The 17,583-nt window shown below is 59.2% G+C and carries 15 protein-coding genes; 12 read left to right on the top strand and 3 right to left on the bottom strand.

Annotated features, from left to right (window positions below; genetic code table 11):
* The first annotated feature begins 93 nt into the window (after positions 1–93).
* The 12 genes from KGA88_RS20895 to KGA88_RS20840 all read left to right on the top strand — a co-directional run bounded on the left by KGA88_RS20895 (position 94) and on the right by KGA88_RS20840 (position 14,917).
* Positions 94–1,839, top strand: coding sequence for a protein-disulfide reductase DsbD (locus KGA88_RS20895; protein ID WP_110662151.1), 1,746 nt, complete (start codon positions 94–96; stop codon positions 1,837–1,839).
* 132 nt (positions 1,840–1,971) lie between these two features.
* A complete protein-coding gene (gene aroQ, locus KGA88_RS20890) occupies positions 1,972–2,427 on the top strand; it encodes a type II 3-dehydroquinate dehydratase (protein ID WP_110662152.1) in 456 nt (151 codons plus the stop codon).
* 24 nt (positions 2,428–2,451) lie between these two features.
* Complete coding sequence (gene accB / locus KGA88_RS20885; RefSeq protein ID WP_110662153.1) at positions 2,452–2,910, top strand: acetyl-CoA carboxylase biotin carboxyl carrier protein; 459 nt, start codon at positions 2,452–2,454, stop codon at positions 2,908–2,910.
* A 17-nt stretch (positions 2,911–2,927) separates the two neighbouring features.
* On the top strand, positions 2,928–4,286 hold the full coding sequence (gene accC / locus KGA88_RS20880) for an acetyl-CoA carboxylase biotin carboxylase subunit (protein WP_110662154.1): 1,359 nt from the start codon (positions 2,928–2,930) through the stop codon (positions 4,284–4,286).
* A gap of 282 nt (positions 4,287–4,568) precedes the next feature.
* Positions 4,569–5,447 carry a 50S ribosomal protein L11 methyltransferase gene (gene prmA / locus KGA88_RS20875; protein ID WP_223594029.1) on the top strand — a complete coding sequence of 293 codons (879 nt, stop codon included), beginning with the start codon at positions 4,569–4,571 and terminating at the stop codon, positions 5,445–5,447.
* 30 nt (positions 5,448–5,477) lie between these two features.
* Positions 5,478–6,722, top strand: a complete 1,245-nt coding sequence (locus tag KGA88_RS20870) for a DUF3426 domain-containing protein (protein ID WP_223594027.1) — start codon at positions 5,478–5,480, stop codon at positions 6,720–6,722.
* 184 nt (positions 6,723–6,906) lie between these two features.
* A complete protein-coding gene (gene dusB / locus KGA88_RS20865) occupies positions 6,907–7,917 on the top strand; it encodes a tRNA dihydrouridine synthase DusB (protein WP_103397188.1) in 1,011 nt (336 codons plus the stop codon).
* Positions 7,914–8,234 carry a DNA-binding transcriptional regulator Fis gene (fis, locus tag KGA88_RS20860; RefSeq protein WP_015093301.1) on the top strand — a complete coding sequence of 107 codons (321 nt, stop codon included), beginning with the start codon at positions 7,914–7,916 and terminating at the stop codon, positions 8,232–8,234. The genes dusB and fis overlap by 4 nt, the downstream gene beginning before the upstream one ends.
* Before the next feature lie 82 nt (positions 8,235–8,316).
* On the top strand, positions 8,317–9,924 hold the full coding sequence (gene purH / locus KGA88_RS20855) for a bifunctional phosphoribosylaminoimidazolecarboxamide formyltransferase/IMP cyclohydrolase (protein WP_110657356.1): 1,608 nt from the start codon (positions 8,317–8,319) through the stop codon (positions 9,922–9,924).
* A gap of 157 nt (positions 9,925–10,081) precedes the next feature.
* Positions 10,082–11,377, top strand: a complete 1,296-nt coding sequence (gene purD, locus KGA88_RS20850; RefSeq protein ID WP_110657359.1) for a phosphoribosylamine--glycine ligase — start codon at positions 10,082–10,084, stop codon at positions 11,375–11,377.
* Positions 11,378–11,477: 100 nt separating this feature from the next.
* A complete protein-coding gene (locus KGA88_RS20845; protein ID WP_223594025.1) occupies positions 11,478–14,255 on the top strand; it encodes a hybrid sensor histidine kinase/response regulator in 2,778 nt (925 codons plus the stop codon).
* Between the two features lie 65 nt (positions 14,256–14,320).
* Complete coding sequence (locus tag KGA88_RS20840) at positions 14,321–14,917, top strand: MarC family protein (protein ID WP_223594022.1); 597 nt, start codon at positions 14,321–14,323, stop codon at positions 14,915–14,917.
* Positions 14,918–14,935: 18 nt separating this feature from the next.
* Here KGA88_RS20840 and KGA88_RS20835 read toward each other — a convergent pair whose 3' ends face one another.
* The 3 genes from KGA88_RS20835 to KGA88_RS20825 all read right to left on the bottom strand — a co-directional run bounded on the left by KGA88_RS20835 (position 14,936) and on the right by KGA88_RS20825 (position 17,400).
* Entirely contained in the window at positions 14,936–15,619 is a 684-nt protein-coding gene (locus tag KGA88_RS20835; RefSeq protein ID WP_223594020.1) for a hypothetical protein, read from the bottom strand.
* 51 nt (positions 15,620–15,670) lie between these two features.
* Positions 15,671–16,480: a hypothetical protein gene (locus tag KGA88_RS20830; RefSeq protein WP_223594017.1), complete on the bottom strand. Its 810-nt coding sequence runs from the start codon at positions 16,478–16,480 to the stop codon at positions 15,671–15,673.
* 152 nt (positions 16,481–16,632) lie between these two features.
* Complete coding sequence (locus KGA88_RS20825; protein ID WP_223594015.1) at positions 16,633–17,400, bottom strand: hypothetical protein; 768 nt, start codon at positions 17,398–17,400, stop codon at positions 16,633–16,635.
* Positions 17,401–17,583: the final 183 nt, after the last annotated feature.

Below are 17,583 nucleotides of genomic sequence, written 5' to 3'. Positions count from 1 at the left end.
CAAACGGGGGCAAGCCCCCTCGCCACAAACGCGTGCCTGCATACACTTCGCCTGTCCGCTATCATCCCCCCAATTCCGATACGCGAGATCGTCATGCGCCGCTTGCTCTGCCTGCTGTTTTTAGTGTTCGCCCTGCCGGCCGGCGCCACTGGCCTGCTGGAGAACCGACCCAGCTCCACCTTGGGCTCGATCAACAACAGCGCCGATTTCCTGCCGGTTCGCGAAGCCTTCAAGCTGAGCCTGGTAGAAAGCACACCGCAATCGATCAAGCTGCGCTTCGTCGCCACCGAAGGTTATTACCTCTACCGTCACCGTTTTCAGTTTCGCGCCGATCCGGCCGAAGTCGTCCTCGGCGCGGCGAAACTGCCCGACGGCCAGAAAAAACACGATGAATACTTCGGCGATGTCGAGGTCTACCACGGCATTCTCGATGTCGAGCTACCGCGCACCGACCCACGCGCCTTCACCTTGGCCGTGACCTATCAGGGTTGCGCCGACAAAGGCCTGTGCTATCCGCCGGAAACCGAGCGTTTGAGCATCGACGGCGGCGGCGCTCCGGCGACGGCTTATGCTTGGAGCTGGCGCGAACTGGCGTTGTTTTTCCTCGCCGGCCTGGGCCTGACGTTCACGCCCTGCGTGCTGCCCATGTTGCCGATACTTTCCGGTGTGGTACTGCGCGGCCAGGTCGGCGGCTGGCGTGGTTTCAATCTGTCACTGGCCTATGTGCTGCCGATGGCCGCCTGCTTTGCCCTGCTCGGAGCCCTGATGGGCCTGTTCGGCGCCCAACTCAATCTGCAGGCGCGCCTGCAATCGGCCTGGGTGCTGGTGCCGTTCGCAATGTTTTTCGCCGTATTTGCCTTGGCGATGTTCGGCGTCTTCGAACTCAAGTTACCGCACGCCATCAGCAGTCGCCTGGACCGCATCGCCGGCCGCACCGAAGGTGGGTCCCTGTGGGGCGCCGCGGTGTTGGGCGTGGTCTCCAGCTTGCTGGTTTCACCCTGTGTTTCCGCGCCCTTGGCCGGCGCACTGCTGTACATCAGCGCCAGCGGCGATGCGCTGGGCGGCGGCTTGAAACTGTTCATGCTCGGCCTCGGCATGGGCGCACCGCTATTGCTGGTGGCCACCGGTGGCGCAGCCTGGCTGCCGAAAAGCGGCCCATGGCTGGTCTACGTGAAAAACGCGATTGGTGTGCTGTTGCTGGGACTGGCGATAGGCCTGCTCAGCCGCGTACTGCCGGGCCAGATCACTTTGTTGTTGATCGGCCTTCTGGCCGGTGGCGTCGGGTTGTTCATGGGCGCGCTGGAGTTCGTCTACAAGCCGCCGCGCAAGCGCCTCGGGCAGTTGCTCGGAATGTTCCTGGTGTTTTACGCCCTGGCCTGCTGGTACGGCGCATTCAGCGGCCAGACCGACCCCTTCAATCCGATTGGCCAGCCGCGCGTCGTCGAGAGCAACCAGCTTGGGCAAGACTCCAGTGCCTGGCAAACCATCAGCACACCCGCCGATCTGGACCGCGTGCTCGCCGAGGCCCGGTCGTCTGGCACCCCGCTGCTGCTCGACTGGTACGCCGACTGGTGTATCAGTTGCAAAGTCATCGAGCACGAAGTGCTCAACGACCCTGTCGTCGTCGAACACCTCAAGGGCTACCGGCTGGTCCGCTTCGACATCACCGCCAGCAACGCCGAGCAACGCGCCCTGCTCGACCGTTACCAGTTGTTCGGCCCGCCCGCCCTGATGTTTTTCGGCAAGGACGGCGTCGAACGCGCCAATGTGCGGGTGATCGGCGAGATCAACGCCAAAGACTTCGCCGATCGTGTTGCCAGGGCGAATGACCACATTTAATCAAGCAGTCATATATTTCGCGCAAACATCGGTCATCGTGCTGGCTATTGCAGAGAACTGGACAGTCACAAAGGCTTTGCGGCATAGTCGCCGGGTTCTGACAACTGCACACAGATAACAAAGGAACCGCCGATGGCGACGCTACTCGTTCTGCACGGACCCAACCTGAACCTGCTCGGCACTCGTGAACCGGGCACCTACGGCGCCACGACGCTGGCGCAGATCAACCAGGACCTGGAACGCCGTGCCCGCGAAGCCGGTCACCATCTGCTGCACCTGCAAAGCAATGCCGAGTATGAATTGATCGACCGCATTCACGCCGCCCGCACCGAAGGCGTGGACTTCATTCTGATCAACCCAGCAGCTTTTACACATACAAGTGTCGCATTACGTGACGCGCTGCTGGCGGTGAGCATCCCATTCATCGAAGTGCATTTGTCTAACGTGCACAAACGCGAACCTTTCCGCCATCACTCTTACTTCTCCGACGTAGCGGTGGGAGTGATCTGCGGCCTTGGCGCCAGCGGTTATCGACTGGCCCTGGAGGCCGCCCTGGAACAGCTTGAACTACAAGTTAACCGCCCCTGACCGACCCTTGGGAGTTGATGATTCATGGATATCCGTAAAGTTAAGAAACTGATCGAATTGCTGGAAGAGTCCGGCATCGACGAGCTCGAGATCAAGGAAGGCGAAGAGTCCGTACGTATCAGCCGTCATAGCAAGACCCCGGCTCAGCAGTACTACGCACCGGCTCCAATGCCTGCTCCGGTTGCCGCGCCTGCCGCCGCTCCGGCTGCCGCTGCGGCACCTGCTGCTGCCGCCGCTCCAGCGTTGAACGGCACCGTTGCCCGTTCGCCGATGGTTGGTACGTTCTATCGCAAATCTTCGCCAACCTCGCCGTCCTTCGTAGAAGTCGGCCAGACCGTGAAGAAAGGCGACACCCTGTGCATCGTTGAAGCCATGAAGATGATGAACCACATCGAAGCTGAAACCAGCGGTGTGATCGAATCCATCCTCGTCGAAGACGGCCAGCCGGTTGAGTACGACCAACCGCTGTTCACCATCGTTTGAACCGCGGAGAGCCTTTGATGACTGCGAAGTTGGAAAAAGTTCTGATCGCCAACCGCGGTGAGATCGCCCTGCGGATCCTGCGCGCCTGCAAAGAGATGGGCATCAAGACCGTCGCCGTTTACTCCAAGGCTGACAAGGAACTGATGCACCTGGGCCTGGCAGACGAATCCGTCTGCATCGGTCCGGCATCGGCGGCCCACTCCTACCTGCACATTCCGGCAATCATTGCCGCGGCCGAAGTGACTGGCGCCACCGCCATTCACCCGGGCTACGGCTTCCTTGCGGAAAACGCCGACTTTGCCGAACAGGTCGAGAATTCCGGCTTCGCGTTCATTGGCCCGAAAGCCGACACCATTCGCCTGATGGGCGACAAGGTATCGGCCAAGCACGCCATGATCGCTGCTGGCGTACCGACCGTTCCGGGTTCTGACGGCCCGCTGCCGGAAGACGAAGAAACCGCCCTGCGCATTGGTCGCGAAGTCGGTTACCCGGTGATCATCAAGGCCGCTGGCGGCGGCGGTGGTCGCGGCATGCGCGTGGTACACAAGGAAGAAGACCTGATCTCCTTCGCCAAACTGACCCGCACCGAAGCTGGCGCGGCGTTCGGCAACCCGATGGTCTATCTGGAAAAATTCCTGACCAACCCGCGTCACGTCGAAGTCCAGGTGCTGTCCGACGGCCAGGGCCAGGCCATCCATCTGGGTGACCGCGACTGCTCGCTGCAACGTCGCCACCAGAAGGTTCTCGAAGAAGCGCCAGCACCGGGCATCGACGAACAGGCCCGCCAGGAAGTTCTGGCTCGTTGCGTCAAGGCGTGCATCGACATCGGTTACCGTGGTGCAGGCACTTTCGAGTTCCTGTACGAAAACGGTCGTTTCTACTTCATCGAGATGAACACTCGTGTCCAGGTAGAGCACCCGGTTTCGGAAATGGTCACCGGTATCGACATCGTCAAGGAGATGCTCAGCATCGCCGCCGGCAACAAGCTGTCGTTCACCCAGGATGACGTGGTCATCCGCGGTCACGCGCTGGAATGCCGGATCAACGCCGAAGACCCGAAAACCTTCATGCCGAGCCCGGGCACGGTCAAGCATTTCCACGCCCCAGGCGGCAACGGCGTTCGCGTCGATTCGCACCTGTACAGTGGTTATGCCGTTCCGCCGAACTACGACTCGTTGATCGGCAAGCTGATCACTTACGGTGCAACCCGTGACGAAGCCATGGCGCGCATGCGCAATGCGCTGGACGAGATCGTTGTCGACGGGATCAAGACCAACATCCCGCTGCACCGCGACCTGACCCGCGACGAAGGCTTCTGCAAAGGGGGCGTGAACATTCACTACCTCGAGCACAAGCTGGCTGCCGAGAAGCACTAAGCTTCGACCCCATCGACAAAGCCGCCTTCGGGCGGCTTTGTTGTATCTGGAAGTAACTCAAATCCCATTGTGGGAGCGGGCTTGCTCGCGAAAGCGGCGTATCAGCCAAACATTCATTAACTGACACTCCCTCTTCGCGAGCAAGCCCGCTCCAACAGGGCCCTGCTTCGCTCAACATCTGCGCAGCTAATGCAGCTCCCACAAAACCCGCACTCTCGCGTAAACTTGCGCGCTTCTCGCAGCCCGCTAGGCTGCAATCAACATTTTTCAAAGGTGCCCGCCATGCCTTGGCTGCAAGTACGTCTCGCCATCAGCCCAGAACAAGCCGAAACCTATGAAGACGCTTTCCTTGAAGTGGGCGCCGTGTCGGTGACCTTCATGGACGCCGAAGATCAGCCGATCTTCGAGCCGGAACTCAACACCACGCCACTGTGGTCGCACACGCACCTGCTGGCCCTGTTCGAGGGTGGCACCGAGCCCGGCCCGGTACTGGCCCACCTGGAGTTGCTGACCGGCAGCCCACTGCCTGAACACCACAGCGAAGTGATCGAAGACCAGGACTGGGAACGCAGCTGGATGGACGGTTTCCAGCCGATGCGTTTCGGCCAGCGCCTGTGGATCGTGCCGAGCTGGCACGCCGCGCCGGAACCTGATGCCGTGAATTTGCTGCTGGACCCAGGCCTGGCGTTCGGCACCGGCACCCACCCGACCACCGCGCTGTGCCTGGAATGGCTCGACGGTCAGGACCTCAAAGACTGCAACGTGCTGGACTTCGGTTGCGGCTCGGGGATCCTGGCGATTGCTGCGCTGCTGCTCGGCGCCAAAGTGGCCGTGGGCACCGATATCGATGTGCAGGCGCTGGAAGCCTCCCGCGACAACGCCGGACGCAACAACATTGCCGAACATCTGTTCCCGCTGTACCTGCCGGAAGACTTGCCGCAAGTGCAGGCGGACGTGCTGGTAGCCAACATTCTCGCCGGCCCGCTGGTCTCGCTGGCACCGCAGCTGTCCCGCCTGGTCAAGTCGGGCGGGCGCCTGGCGCTGTCGGGCATCCTCGCCGAACAGGGCGACGACGTCGCTGCCGCCTACGCCAAGGACTTCGATCTGGACCCGATCGCCAATCGCGATGGCTGGGTGCGCATCACTGGCCGTCGGCGCTAGAATGGCCGCCTGCATAATCCGGATCGCCGCATGACCGATAGCTTCGTCACCCAGTGCCCGCATTGCCAAACCAGCTTCCGCGTCAGCCATGCCCAATTGAGCGTGGCTCGCGGAGTGGTTCGTTGCGGCTCCTGCCTGCAAGTGTTCAACGCAGCCAAACAGCTGCTTGAGCAGGCCGGCAAAGAACCGGTTGCTCCGACCGCTCCGGTCATTGCCGAAACGCCGGACCCCGCAGAACCGCGTGCCATCAGCCAAAAGCAATGGAGTGCGACCGAGCTGGACCTGGACAGTCTCGACCTCGACGAAGAACTCGCCCGGCTCGAACAGCGGGAAATCCAGCCGACCACCGAACTCGGCCGCCATCGCGACGATTCGCTGAGCGCCCGTCGCGACAGCACCGGGCAGGATGACGAGGAGCAATGGTCCGACAGCCTGTTCAGTGAATCGGCGGCTGATCGCGCGCAAGTCGACGAACCGCTCGACAGCCTTGAATCGCCAGAGCCGTCGACTGAACCGGGCAAAGCCTCGCGCACCGAGCCTTCGCTGTCCCTGGAGCCGGTTGATCTCGACGACGAACCGCAGCCACCCCAGTTGCGCCTGCACGACCCTCTCGATGCGCCGCTGCACCACGAACGCCTGTCGGCCGCCGACGAGAGCGAAATCGACGACGACCTGCCCTCGATCGAACCGCTGCGCAAGCGACGCGAACGCAGCGAGCAAGGCGTACGCGCCGAAGTGCTGCAAGACCTGACCGACGACCCGCTGCAACTGGACTGGCAAAAACGCCGCTCGCCCTGGGGCCGACGGCTGATGTGGTTGCTGCTGGTGCTGATTGCCGCTGGCGCCCTCGCCGGCCAGTACATCGCCTACCATTTCGACGAACTGGCGCGACAGGATCAATATCGCCCGTGGTTCCAGCAACTGTGCCCGCAGATCGGCTGCACCGTGCCCTCCAAAGTCGACATTGCGAAGATCAAAAGCAGCAACCTGGTTGTACGCAGCCATCCCGAGTTCAACGGCGCCCTGGTGGTCGACGCAATCATCTACAACCGCGCGCCCTTCTCCCAGCCCTTCCCGCTGCTGGAACTGCGCTTCGCCGACCTCAATGGCCATCTAATAGCCAGTCGCCGCTTCAAACCCGGTGAATACCTCAATGGTGATCTCGAAGGCATGGCGGAAATGCCTCCGCAAACGCCGATCCACATCGCCCTGGACATTCTCGACCCCGGCGCCAAGGCCGTGAACTACAGTCTGAGCTTTCACTCGCCGGAGTGAAACGCTTCATCGATCCCCGATTGACGCTGACTTTCTGACTCCCCCTGGCAAACCAAACCACGGGTAATAACAGATTAACTGTTCAGATTTTGTTCAATTCAGCCTTTATCCAGTCATCGAGAGCGGGTATCATGCCAACCCTTTTTCGAACTCTCATGATCCGGCCCCACAACAGGGAAGTCCTATGTCGGCGGTACGCATCGGTCCATACACATTGCATAACAGCTTGATCCTCGCCCCCATGGCGGGTGTCACCGACCAGCCCTTTCGTCAGCTGTGCAAGCGCTTGGGCGCGGGGCTAGTAGTCTCGGAAATGGTCACCAGCGACATGAGTTTGTGGAACACCCGCAAGTCGCGCATGCGCATGATCCACGAAGGTGATCCCGAGCCACGCTCGGTACAGATCGCCGGTGGGGACGCGCAGATGCTGGCGGACGCCGCCCGTGCCAACGTTGAAATGGGCGCGCAGATTATTGATATCAACATGGGCTGTCCGGCGAAAAAAGTCTGCAACAAGGCTGCCGGTTCCGCACTGTTGAAGGATGAACCTCTGGTAACCGAGATCCTGCAGGCCGTCGTGGCTGCGGTCGATGTGCCGGTTACCCTGAAGATCCGGACCGGTTGGGACCGGGACAACAAGAACGGCCTGACGGTGGCGAAGATCGCCGAGCAGGCAGGCATTACGGCGCTGGCAGTGCATGGCCGCACCCGTGCCGACCTGTACACCGGTGAAGCCGAGTACGACACCATTGCCGCGATCAAGCAGGCGGTGTCGATCCCGGTCTTCGCCAATGGCGATATCGATTCGCCGGAAAAAGCCCGGTACGTGCTCGACGCGACCGGTGCCGATGGTTTGTTGATTGGCCGGGCTGCCCAGGGGCGGCCATGGATTTTTCGCGAGATCGACCACTACCTGCGTACCGGCGAGAAACTCCCGGCGCTGGAGCTGATCGAGGTGGAACGCATTCTGCTAGAGCATCTGGCTGCCCTGCACGCCTTCTATGGCGATGTCATGGGCGTGCGCATTGCTCGAAAGCATGTGGGCTGGTATCTCGCAACCCTGCCGGGCGCCAGGGAGTTTCGCGCCCACTTCAATCGTTTGGATGGTACGGATACACAATGCGCCAACGTTCGGGCATTTTTCGCCGAGCGTTACAAGAGCCTGACAGGGGACGGAGAGTGGGTGGCCGCATGACGATGATGACCGAGACTTTAGTGAGTGGAACAACACCCGTGAGCGACAACGTAAATTTGAAACAGCACCTCAATACGCCAAGCGAAGAAGGCCAGACCCTTCGCGGGAGTGTCGAGAAGGCGCTGCACAATTATTTCGCCCACCTTGAGGGCGCTGCCGTCACGGATGTGTACAACCTGGTGCTCTCCGAAGTCGAGGCTCCCCTGCTCGAGTGCGTGATGAACTACGTCAAGGGCAACCAGACCAAGGCCAGCGAGATGCTCGGACTGAACCGGGGCACGCTGCGCAAGAAACTCAAGCAGTACGATTTGCTGTAAGCATTCAATAAAACCAGAAAGGCGCCCGCGTAAAACCGGTCGCCTTTTTTGCTGACTTCCTTTGCTTTTGATGGAAATTGAGATGACCGACCAGACTACCCGCCTGCCGATCCGCCGCGCCTTGATCAGCGTTTCCGACAAGACCGGGATCCTCGAATTCGCCAAGGAGCTTGAAGCCCTGGGCGTCGAGATCCTCTCCACCGGCGGGACGTTCAAGCTGCTGCAGGACAACGGCGTTGCCGCAGTGGAAGTCGCTGATTACACCGGTTTCGCGGAAATGATGGACGGCCGGGTGAAAACCCTGCACCCGAAAATCCACGGCGGAATCCTCGGTCGTCGTGGTATCGACGACGCCATCATGAACGAGCACGGCATCAAGCCGATCGACCTGGTAGCGGTCAACCTGTACCCGTTCGAAGCCACCATCAACAAGCCAGGCTGCGACCTGCCGACCGCCATCGAGAACATCGACATCGGCGGCCCGACCATGGTTCGCTCAGCGGCCAAGAACCACAAGGACGTGGCCATCGTGGTCAACGCCAGCGACTACGCCAGCGTCTTGGAAAACCTCAAGGCCGGTGGCCTGACCTACGCCCAGCGTTTCGACCTGATGCTCAAGGCCTTCGAGCACACCGCCGCCTACGACGGCATGATCGCCAACTACATGGGCACCGTGAACCAGGCCGCTGACACCCTCAGCACCGAAGGTCGCAGCGAATTCCCGCGCACCTTCAACAGCCAGTTCATCAAGGCCCAGGAAATGCGCTACGGCGAGAACCCGCACCAGAGCGCGGCGTTCTACGTGGAAGCCAAGCCTGCCGAAGTCGGCATCGCCACCGCGACCCAACTGCAAGGCAAGGAACTGTCGTACAACAACGTGGCCGACACCGACGCCGCGCTGGAATGCGTGAAGAGCTTCGTCAAGCCGGCTTGCGTGATCGTCAAGCACGCCAACCCGTGCGGCGTGGCTGTCAGCCCTGATGCCGAAGGCGGCATCCGCAAGGCCTACGACCTGGCCTACGCCACCGACACCGAATCCGCTTTCGGCGGCATCATCGCCTTCAACCGCGAGCTGGACGCCGAGACCGCCAAGGCCATCGTCGAGCGTCAGTTCGTCGAAGTGATCATCGCCCCAAGCGTCAGCGAAGAAGCCCGCGCCATTGTCGCCGCCAAAGCCAACGTGCGCCTGCTGGCCTGCGGCGAGTGGTCGGCTGACCGCGCTGCTGCCTGGGATTACAAGCGCGTCAACGGTGGCCTGCTGGTGCAGAGCCGCGACATCGGCATGATCGGCGCCGACGACCTGAAAGTGGTGACCAAGCGCGCTCCGACCGAGCAGGAAATCCACGACCTGATCTTCGCCTGGAAAGTCGCCAAGTACGTGAAGTCCAACGCTATCGTCTACGCCAAGAATCGCCAGACCATCGGTGTCGGCGCCGGCCAGATGAGCCGCGTGAACTCCGCGCGCATTGCCGCGATCAAGGCCGAGCACGCTGGCCTGCAGGTAGCCGGTTCAGTGATGGCCTCCGACGCATTCTTCCCGTTCCGCGACGGTCTGGACAATGCGGCCAAGGCGGGCGTGACTGCCGTGATCCAACCAGGCGGTTCGATGCGTGATGCTGAAGTGATTGCTGCTGCCGACGAAGCCGGCATCGCCATGGTCTTCACCGGCATGCGCCACTTCCGTCACTGATACACCGATTCAAATGTGGGAGCGGGCTTGCTCGCGAAGACGGCAGCACATTCAGTATTCATGTGACTGACACACCGCTTTCGCGAGCAAGCCCGCTCCCACAGGTAAAGCATCCCAGCGGTGCTCAACAGAATTAGCGTCATCCGAGGTTTTTGAAATGAATGTTTTGATCATTGGCAGCGGTGGCCGTGAACACGCCCTGGCCTGGAAAGTGGCTCAGGATCCGCGCGTGCAGAAGGTGTTCGTGGCTCCGGGCAATGCCGGTACCGCCATCGAAGCCAAGTGCGAGAACGTCGCCATCGACGTACTGGCGCTTGAGCAACTGGCAGACTTTGCCGAGAAAAACGTTTCCCTGACCATCGTTGGCCCCGAAGTGCCGCTGGTTGCCGGTGTTGTGGATCTGTTCCGCAGCCGCGGCCTGGATTGCTTCGGTCCAACCGCTGGCGCTGCGCAGCTGGAAGGTTCGAAAGCCTTCACCAAGGACTTCCTGGCGCGCCACAAGATCCCGACTGCCGATTACCAGAACTTCACCGAAATCGAGCCAGCCCTGGCTTACCTGCGTGAAAAAGGCGCTCCGATCGTGATCAAGGCCGACGGCCTGGCCGCCGGCAAAGGCGTGATCGTCGCCATGACCCTGGCCGAAGCCGAAGACGCCGTGCGCGACATGCTGGCGGGCAATGCCTTTGGCGAAGCGGGTTCGCGCGTGGTCATCGAAGAGTTCCTGGACGGCGAAGAAGCCAGTTTCATCGTCATGGTCGACGGCAAGAATGTGCTGCCAATGGCCACCAGCCAGGACCACAAACGCGTCGGCGACGGCGACACCGGTCCAAACACCGGCGGCATGGGTGCTTACTCCCCGGCGCCAGTGGTCACCGCCGACGTGCACAAGCGCGTCATGGACCTGGTGATCTGGCCGACCGTGCGCGGCATGGCCGAGGAAGGCAACGTCTACACTGGCTTCCTGTACGCTGGTCTGATGATCGACAAGGCTGGTAACCCAAAAGTCATCGAATTCAACTGCCGTTTCGGCGACCCTGAGACCCAACCGGTAATGCTGCGTCTGCAGTCGAGCCTGGTACTGCTGGTCGAAGCCGCCCTGGCCCAGGCACTGGATAAAGTAGAAGCACAATGGGATCCACGCCCAAGCGTCGGTATCGTCCTGGCCGCTGGCGGCTATCCTGGTGACTACGCCAAAGGCGTGGCCATCAATGGCCTGGATGCAGCCGCCGCACTGGAAGGCAAGGTTTTCCACGCCGGCACTGCGCTCAAGGATGGCCAGGTAGTGACGGCCGGTGGTCGTGTGCTGTGCGCCACAGCCATGGGTGCCAGCGTCGACGCTGCACAGCAGCAGGCCTACAAGCTGGCGGCAGCGATTGACTGGGAAGGCTGTTTCTATCGCAAGGACATTGGCTACCGTGCCATCGCCCGCGAGCGTGGCGAAAACCAGGAATAAGGTAAACACCGCGCCAGGCAATGAACACCGTTTATTGCCTGGCTATTCTGGCGCCGCGCATCGTTATATTCTGGCATCAACCTAACGAAGGGATTTCGCCGTGCGCTGGCTCAGGATCGCCATAAGCTTGACCGTCACGTTGCTGACCTTGCTCTGCATGCTACCGGCCCAGGCCGCGCAAGGCAGTGGCTGGGCAGTATTGCTCGACGAACAGGGCGACCTGCAACTGAGCGACATCCGTTCCGCACGCTACACCAATCAATTCAGCCCTATCGAACTCGACCGCATCACCGCGGCCGAGCCCGATGGCGCGTTATGGTTGCGATTCAAGCTTGCACCGGGCAAACACGAACAGGTGCTGCGGGTGTTCGCGCCTGACCTGCGCCAGTTCAACATGTATGTGCTGGACGGCGACAAGCTGATCGATCAATCCAGCACAGGCAACGAACAGCCCCAATCCGAGCGGCCATTGCCCAGCAGCGACTTCATGCTGGCCCTACCGCAAAGCGACAGCCCCCTGGACGTATACCTGCGGCTGGCCTCCGACCATCAGTTGCGACCCTACATCACCCTGCAATCGGCGGTCATCGCAGCGGCCAACCACAACCAGACGCTGATCTATGGCCTGTTGTTCGGTTGCATCGCCATGTTGATCCTGCACAACCTCATCCGCTACGCCTACACTCGTTCGCACAGCGCCCTCTGGCTGGCGGCGTGCGAAGGGCTGCTGATGCTCAGCCTGCTACTGTTGCTGAACCTCGCCGGCCCCTGGCTCCCGGACTGGCACGCACTGCAAACGCCGGGGGCTTATCTGGCATTGCTACTGACTGCGCCCTGCGGCCTGATGCTCGCCTATCGCTTCTTCTCCCCGCTCGGGCCGCACCCGCTGAACCGGTTGCTGCTCGGCGAGGTCCTGCTCATCACCGCCTGCGGATTGATGCTGCTGTTCGTCAACACCTTGCCGCTGAACTTCATTACCTATGGCCTGGTAGCCCTGGCGGGCCTGACCATGCTGTTCATCAGCGCCTATCACTGGCAAAAGGGTTATCGCCCGGCTCGCCTCTTCGTAGCAGCCATGGTGGTGTTCAACCTCGGGACGCTGGTCATCCTGCCCGCACTGCTGGGGCTGACCCTGATCGAACCCCATGGCCTGATCACCACCTTGCTGGCATTCATCTGCATCAGCGGCCTGCTGATGAGCATTGCGTTAAGCGAGCGTCAGCGCCGCATCACCGAAGACCGTTTCAGCATCAGCCGAGACCTGGCGGCCAGCAACGCCGAGATCAACGCCAAGGCCGAGTTCCTGGCGAAGATCAGCCACGAGATCCGCACTCCGATGAACGGCGTCCTTGGCATGACCGAGCTGCTGCTGGGCACACCGCTTTCGGTCAAGCAACGCGACTATGTGCAGACGATCCACAGCGCCGGCAACGAGCTGCTGACCCTGATCAACGAAATTCTCGACATTTCCAAACTTGAGTCCGGACAGATCGAGCTGGACGATGTGCAGTTCGACCTCAACGCACTGATCGAAGACTGCCTGAGCATCTTCCGCGCCAAGGCCGAACAGCAAAACGTCGAGTTGATCAGTTTCATCCAGCCGCAAGTGCCGCGGGTGATCAGCGGTGATCCGACACGCCTGCGCCAGACGCTGTTGAGCCTTTTGGAAAACGCCCTGAAAAAAACCGATGAAGGCGAAATCCTCATCGTCGTGGCGCTCGATGAGCGCAACTCCAAACAACGCCTGCGTATCGCCGTACAGGACAGCGGCGAGCCCATGGACGCCGAAGAGCGCGACGCCCTGATGCACGCCGAACTGCACAGCCGGCATTTTCTGTCGGCCACCCACCTGGGCGGCAACCTGGGGCTGGTGATTGCCCGCCAGCTGATCCGCTTGATGCAAGGGGAGTTCGGAATCAAGAGTGGCAGCAACCAGGGCAGCACCCTGTGGCTGACCCTGCCGCTGGACCCGGATCGCCTCGAACACCCGACCTCCGACCTCGACGGCCCACTGCAAGGTGCGCGGGTATTGGTGGTGGACGACAACGACACTTGTCGCAAGGTGCTGGTGCAGCAATGCAGCGCCTGGGGCCTGAACGTCAGCGCCGCGCCTTCCGGCAAGGAAGCACTGGCACTGCTGCGCACCAAGGCGCATTTGCGCGATTACTTCGATGTGGTCTTGCTGGACCAGAACATGCCCGGCATGACCGGCATGCAACTGGCGGCCAAGATCAAGGAAGACCCGAGCCTGAACCACGACATCCTGCTGATCATGCTCACCGGCATCAGCAATGCGCCGAGCAAGATCATCGCGCGCAACTCCGGGATCAAGCGCATCCTCGCCAAACCGGTGGCCGGCTACACCCTCAAGACCACCCTGGCCGACGAGCTGACCCAACGCAACAAAGGTCTGGTCGTCACCCAGCCACTGCCAAGCGGCCCTGCCCTGCCGGTCAAGGTCCCCAGCGATTTCCGTATTCTGGTGGCCGAAGACAACAGCATTTCGACCAAGGTGATCCGCGGCATGCTGAGCAAGCTCAACCTGCAACCGGATACCGCCTGCAATGGCGAAGAAGCCTTGCAAGCGATGAAAGCCCAGCGTTATGACCTGGTGCTCATGGACTGCGAAATGCCGATCCTCGACGGCTTCTCGGCCACCCAGCAATTGCGTGCCTGGGAAGTCGGCAACCAGCGTGTCCGTACGCCCATAGTGGCATTGACCGCCCATATCCTGGCCGAACACAAAGAACGGGCACGGCAGGCCGGCATGGACGGACACATGGCCAAACCGGTCGAACTGTCGCAGTTGCGCGAGTTGATCGAACACTGGGTCGCCCAACGTGACCAACAGAATCGGGCAACGACCCAAACGTCCTGAGCCGACAGACTGCGCAACCCCTGATAGACTCCCCCTCGACTTCCCTCGCCAGTGAGCCCGGCATCATGCTCCAAGTGTTGTTCAGCGTTTACTTGAAGATGCTGGTGCTCTACAGCCCATTCTTCGTATTGTCCTGCTTCATCAGCCTGACCCGTGGTTACTCGCGCAAGGAACAGCGTCGGCTGGCCTGGAAGGTAGCGGTCGCCACACTGGTCTCAAGTGTGCTGCTGTACCTGTTCGGCCGAGTGATTTTCAGTGTTTTCGGCATTACCGTGGACGCCTTCCGCATCGGCGCCGGCAGCGTCCTGTTCATCTCGGCACTCGGGATGGCGCAAGGCAAGTCGGCGGTACAGACTGACAACGTGCAGCAGGATGTGACCATCGTCCCGCTGACCATTCCCCTGACCGTCGGCCCCGGCACCATCGGTGCCTTACTGGTGATGGGCGTGAGCCAGCCGCACTGGGACGACAAGCTCACCGCCATTGTCGGCATTGCCCTGGCCAGTTTTACCGTGGGCGTGGTGCTGTTTTTATCTGGTCGCATCGAGCGCATTCTTGGCGACCAGGGACTGCAGATCGTCAGCCGCTTGATGGGGTTGTTCGTGTGTGCGCTGGCGGCGCAGATCATTTTTACCGGGGTGAAGGGTTATCTGGTGCCGTGATGGGTTAACAAGAACACATCAGTAAAGTCTTTCAACCTCCTTTTCACGCCGTCCACCGAGAGTGTCGAGCACCCTCTTTCTTTTGTACTCTGCGTAGTCTTCGCCCAGTTGGGCGACAACGCATCTCGTTTCAACATCTCCGACAATCTCGCTCAACATGAAACTCTGGTTGAGAAAACCCGGTTCAATGGGTGTACGGGTAGCGAGGTTGATTGTCAGCATTCTCAGGGTTGCAGACTCATCCACCACGCCGGCATGGATCCTGATACGGTTGACAACTTGGGCACTACCGCTATCCGTCCCTCCCGCCTCCACGGCGTATCGCGTCAACAAATCGAGACCAGGGCTCTGCACTCCAAGACTCAAGGCGTGTTGCAGCAAAAGATCCAACGAGCAGCATTCATCAGGCGCCAACAAAGGCGTCAGCCGTTGCCTGACAAGGCTCTCGAACGTTACGCTTTTATCCACAGAAGACGAAAAGAAACCATCCCCCACCCGGCCCGATTCTTTATAGAGAAGAAATTTCAATGCCTCGGTACACCTGGCATTCCACGCGTTGAAGTCCTTGAATTCCGGGTAACTCTTGGTCGAGGTCAATTGTGCATAGAGAAATGAAGAAAGGACATCTTCACGCACCGATGCCGACAGCGATGATGAAATGACCAATAAGCACCCTGCATTAACATAACCACTACTACTCATACTGCACACTCCGTAAAAGGTCAGGTGCAGCGCACCTGACCAGACTGGAAATCAGATACCAAACTCCATTTCCAGACGCTTATCGACAGCCTCATAGAACTTGTTGGCTGCATCCTCCTTCCTCTCGGTATAGTCATCGGCATGGATGCTGAAAACACCCTTGGATTGAAACAACCTGCCAGATGAAGAGGTCTTGTCAAAGAAAGCGATCTTGGTATTTCCGGACGTGGTGTAATAACTGATAGCGCTCATCACCAGGCTGACTTCACCATCGCTATCCTGTGCACAGCTTGCGAGACCGAAGTTTGCGCCATCGCCTTTCTTGCCGTTATTTTCATAGAGCTTCAATGCTTCTTTATTGGCTTGCAGACCTTCGATCGCCTTTTCCGCCCCTAGCTTCAAGATAGGTCCTAGACCACCGCCAAGACCGCCTATCATCGATTTGGCAATGTCCAGCACCAGGTTGGACATTAGCAGGCCGCTCGCCGACTCCTGGTAATTGATCGTCGGGTTGCCGAACATGGTCCAGCCCATGACCCGCATCCCTTTAAGCATGTGTTCCCAGCGTTGAACCTGATCTTGCTCGTTGGGAAACTTGATCTGCGCAGACAGGTCGGCAAACAAAAAGGTTCGCTTTATGATTGTTTTATTGCGGGAACTCATGCCCACGGGTAACGAAACCATCGTGGAGTTTAGAATTGCCGCATTCAACTTATCGGTATCAATAACCCCGCCGGCGGCACGGCGAACTCGTCCACCGGAGTTCTGCTGCTGAATGACAGGCAAAGTTTCATTCAGACTTTCCTCGATAAACTCCAGACATTGCGCTTCGTTCATTTCTACTGCAGTAATATTAGTCATTTTGAATATCCATATAATGTATTAAAAGAGCCAATCCCGGCCCAAAACCAAAGCTAATCAATTCACAACTGAGTGTCAATACCGGCCAAATTTAAAAACGACACACAACAAATCACAATAACCACTACTTACAAAATAGCGGCAACGTGCTTTCAAAGCCTTAGCTCGATTTCGGCCATATCGTTTTCCTCGAGGACAGCCTCCAACTTCTCTTTCGTGTCCGCGTAAGCGTTTCTGTCGAGATAAAAGCTTCGGTAATTATGCTGCAACTCGGCCTCACCCTTCTGCCAACTGACAAACAGGAAACTCTCGGTTTTTCGCTTGACGTTCAACCGCGCATGATTAAGCTCCATCGTCAGTCTCCCCTTACTATCACGCCCTGCTGGTGCAACTTGAAAGGATTTGCCGTACAGCGTAGCTCCGGCATAAGCCGTCAGCCCACGAGAGTCAGATTCTAGCGCCTTGAATGCCGCTATACTGTTGGTCAGCATGGGTTCGTTACCCAGTTGCCGAACCGTTTCAATCATTTTCCCGGAAACTGTACTGGACAGGTCCTTATAAACTTTTTCACCCGGATGTCGATCCGAATACCATCCAAAATGATTAAGCGTTCTCGCGTAGCGATTCAGCCAATCGCCAAGACCAAGTTCCTCATTTTCGTATGTATCACACAGCAGACTGGCAATCTTGATGCTGTTCTTGATTTCTTTCTTTTCTTCCCGGCTCAAGCCTGCCATACAGCCCAGCAGCGTTCTGCCAATCAACATCGCACTTTGCGCTCGATCATCATATGCCCCGACGTTATCGCCAACGGCAAACTTCCTGATCTTGCCTGAACGCTGGACACGAAGAAGGTCCATACTCCGAATAAACTCAAGGCGTTGTTCAAGATTAGGGATAACAGAAAAATCAAAATCCATATTTATTGCTCTCCACTAACACATATTGCACACCCTATCGAAACAACGAAATTCCCGACATATAAAAACATACGCCAAGAAATCGTTATCAACAGGCACACCACACAATATCAAAACAGCCACTTATAAATACTTTCAATATTTAAACTTATATTTCCAGCAAAAAAAACCCACAAACCAGAA

Source organism: Pseudomonas sp. A-R-19 (assembly GCF_019956575.1).
Lineage (GTDB): Bacteria > Pseudomonadota > Gammaproteobacteria > Pseudomonadales > Pseudomonadaceae > Aquipseudomonas.
This window is presented reverse-complemented; position numbering and strand designations above follow the sequence as displayed.

What these genes read in the sequence shown, in the direction of transcription:
- KGA88_RS20895 (WP_110662151.1), top strand. Translation starts at nt 94, where the DNA reads ATGCGCCGCTTGCTCTGCCTGCTGTTTTTAGTGTTCGCCCTGCCGGCC.
- aroQ (WP_110662152.1), top strand. Translation starts at nt 1,972, where the DNA reads ATGGCGACGCTACTCGTTCTGCACGGACCCAACCTGAACCTGCTCGGC.
- accB (WP_110662153.1), top strand. Translation starts at nt 2,452, where the DNA reads ATGGATATCCGTAAAGTTAAGAAACTGATCGAATTGCTGGAAGAGTCC.
- accC (WP_110662154.1), top strand. Translation starts at nt 2,928, where the DNA reads ATGACTGCGAAGTTGGAAAAAGTTCTGATCGCCAACCGCGGTGAGATC.
- prmA (WP_223594029.1), top strand. Translation starts at nt 4,569, where the DNA reads ATGCCTTGGCTGCAAGTACGTCTCGCCATCAGCCCAGAACAAGCCGAA.
- KGA88_RS20870 (WP_223594027.1), top strand. Translation starts at nt 5,478, where the DNA reads ATGACCGATAGCTTCGTCACCCAGTGCCCGCATTGCCAAACCAGCTTC.
- dusB (WP_103397188.1), top strand. Translation starts at nt 6,907, where the DNA reads ATGTCGGCGGTACGCATCGGTCCATACACATTGCATAACAGCTTGATC.
- fis (WP_015093301.1), top strand. Translation starts at nt 7,914, where the DNA reads ATGACGATGATGACCGAGACTTTAGTGAGTGGAACAACACCCGTGAGC.
- purH (WP_110657356.1), top strand. Translation starts at nt 8,317, where the DNA reads ATGACCGACCAGACTACCCGCCTGCCGATCCGCCGCGCCTTGATCAGC.
- purD (WP_110657359.1), top strand. Translation starts at nt 10,082, where the DNA reads ATGAATGTTTTGATCATTGGCAGCGGTGGCCGTGAACACGCCCTGGCC.
- KGA88_RS20840 (WP_223594022.1), top strand. Translation starts at nt 14,321, where the DNA reads ATGCTCCAAGTGTTGTTCAGCGTTTACTTGAAGATGCTGGTGCTCTAC.
- KGA88_RS20835 (WP_223594020.1), bottom strand. Translation starts at nt 15,619, where the DNA reads ATGAGTAGTAGTGGTTATGTTAATGCAGGGTGCTTATTGGTCATTTCA.
- KGA88_RS20830 (WP_223594017.1), bottom strand. Translation starts at nt 16,480, where the DNA reads ATGACTAATATTACTGCAGTAGAAATGAACGAAGCGCAATGTCTGGAG.
- KGA88_RS20825 (WP_223594015.1), bottom strand. Translation starts at nt 17,400, where the DNA reads ATGGATTTTGATTTTTCTGTTATCCCTAATCTTGAACAACGCCTTGAG.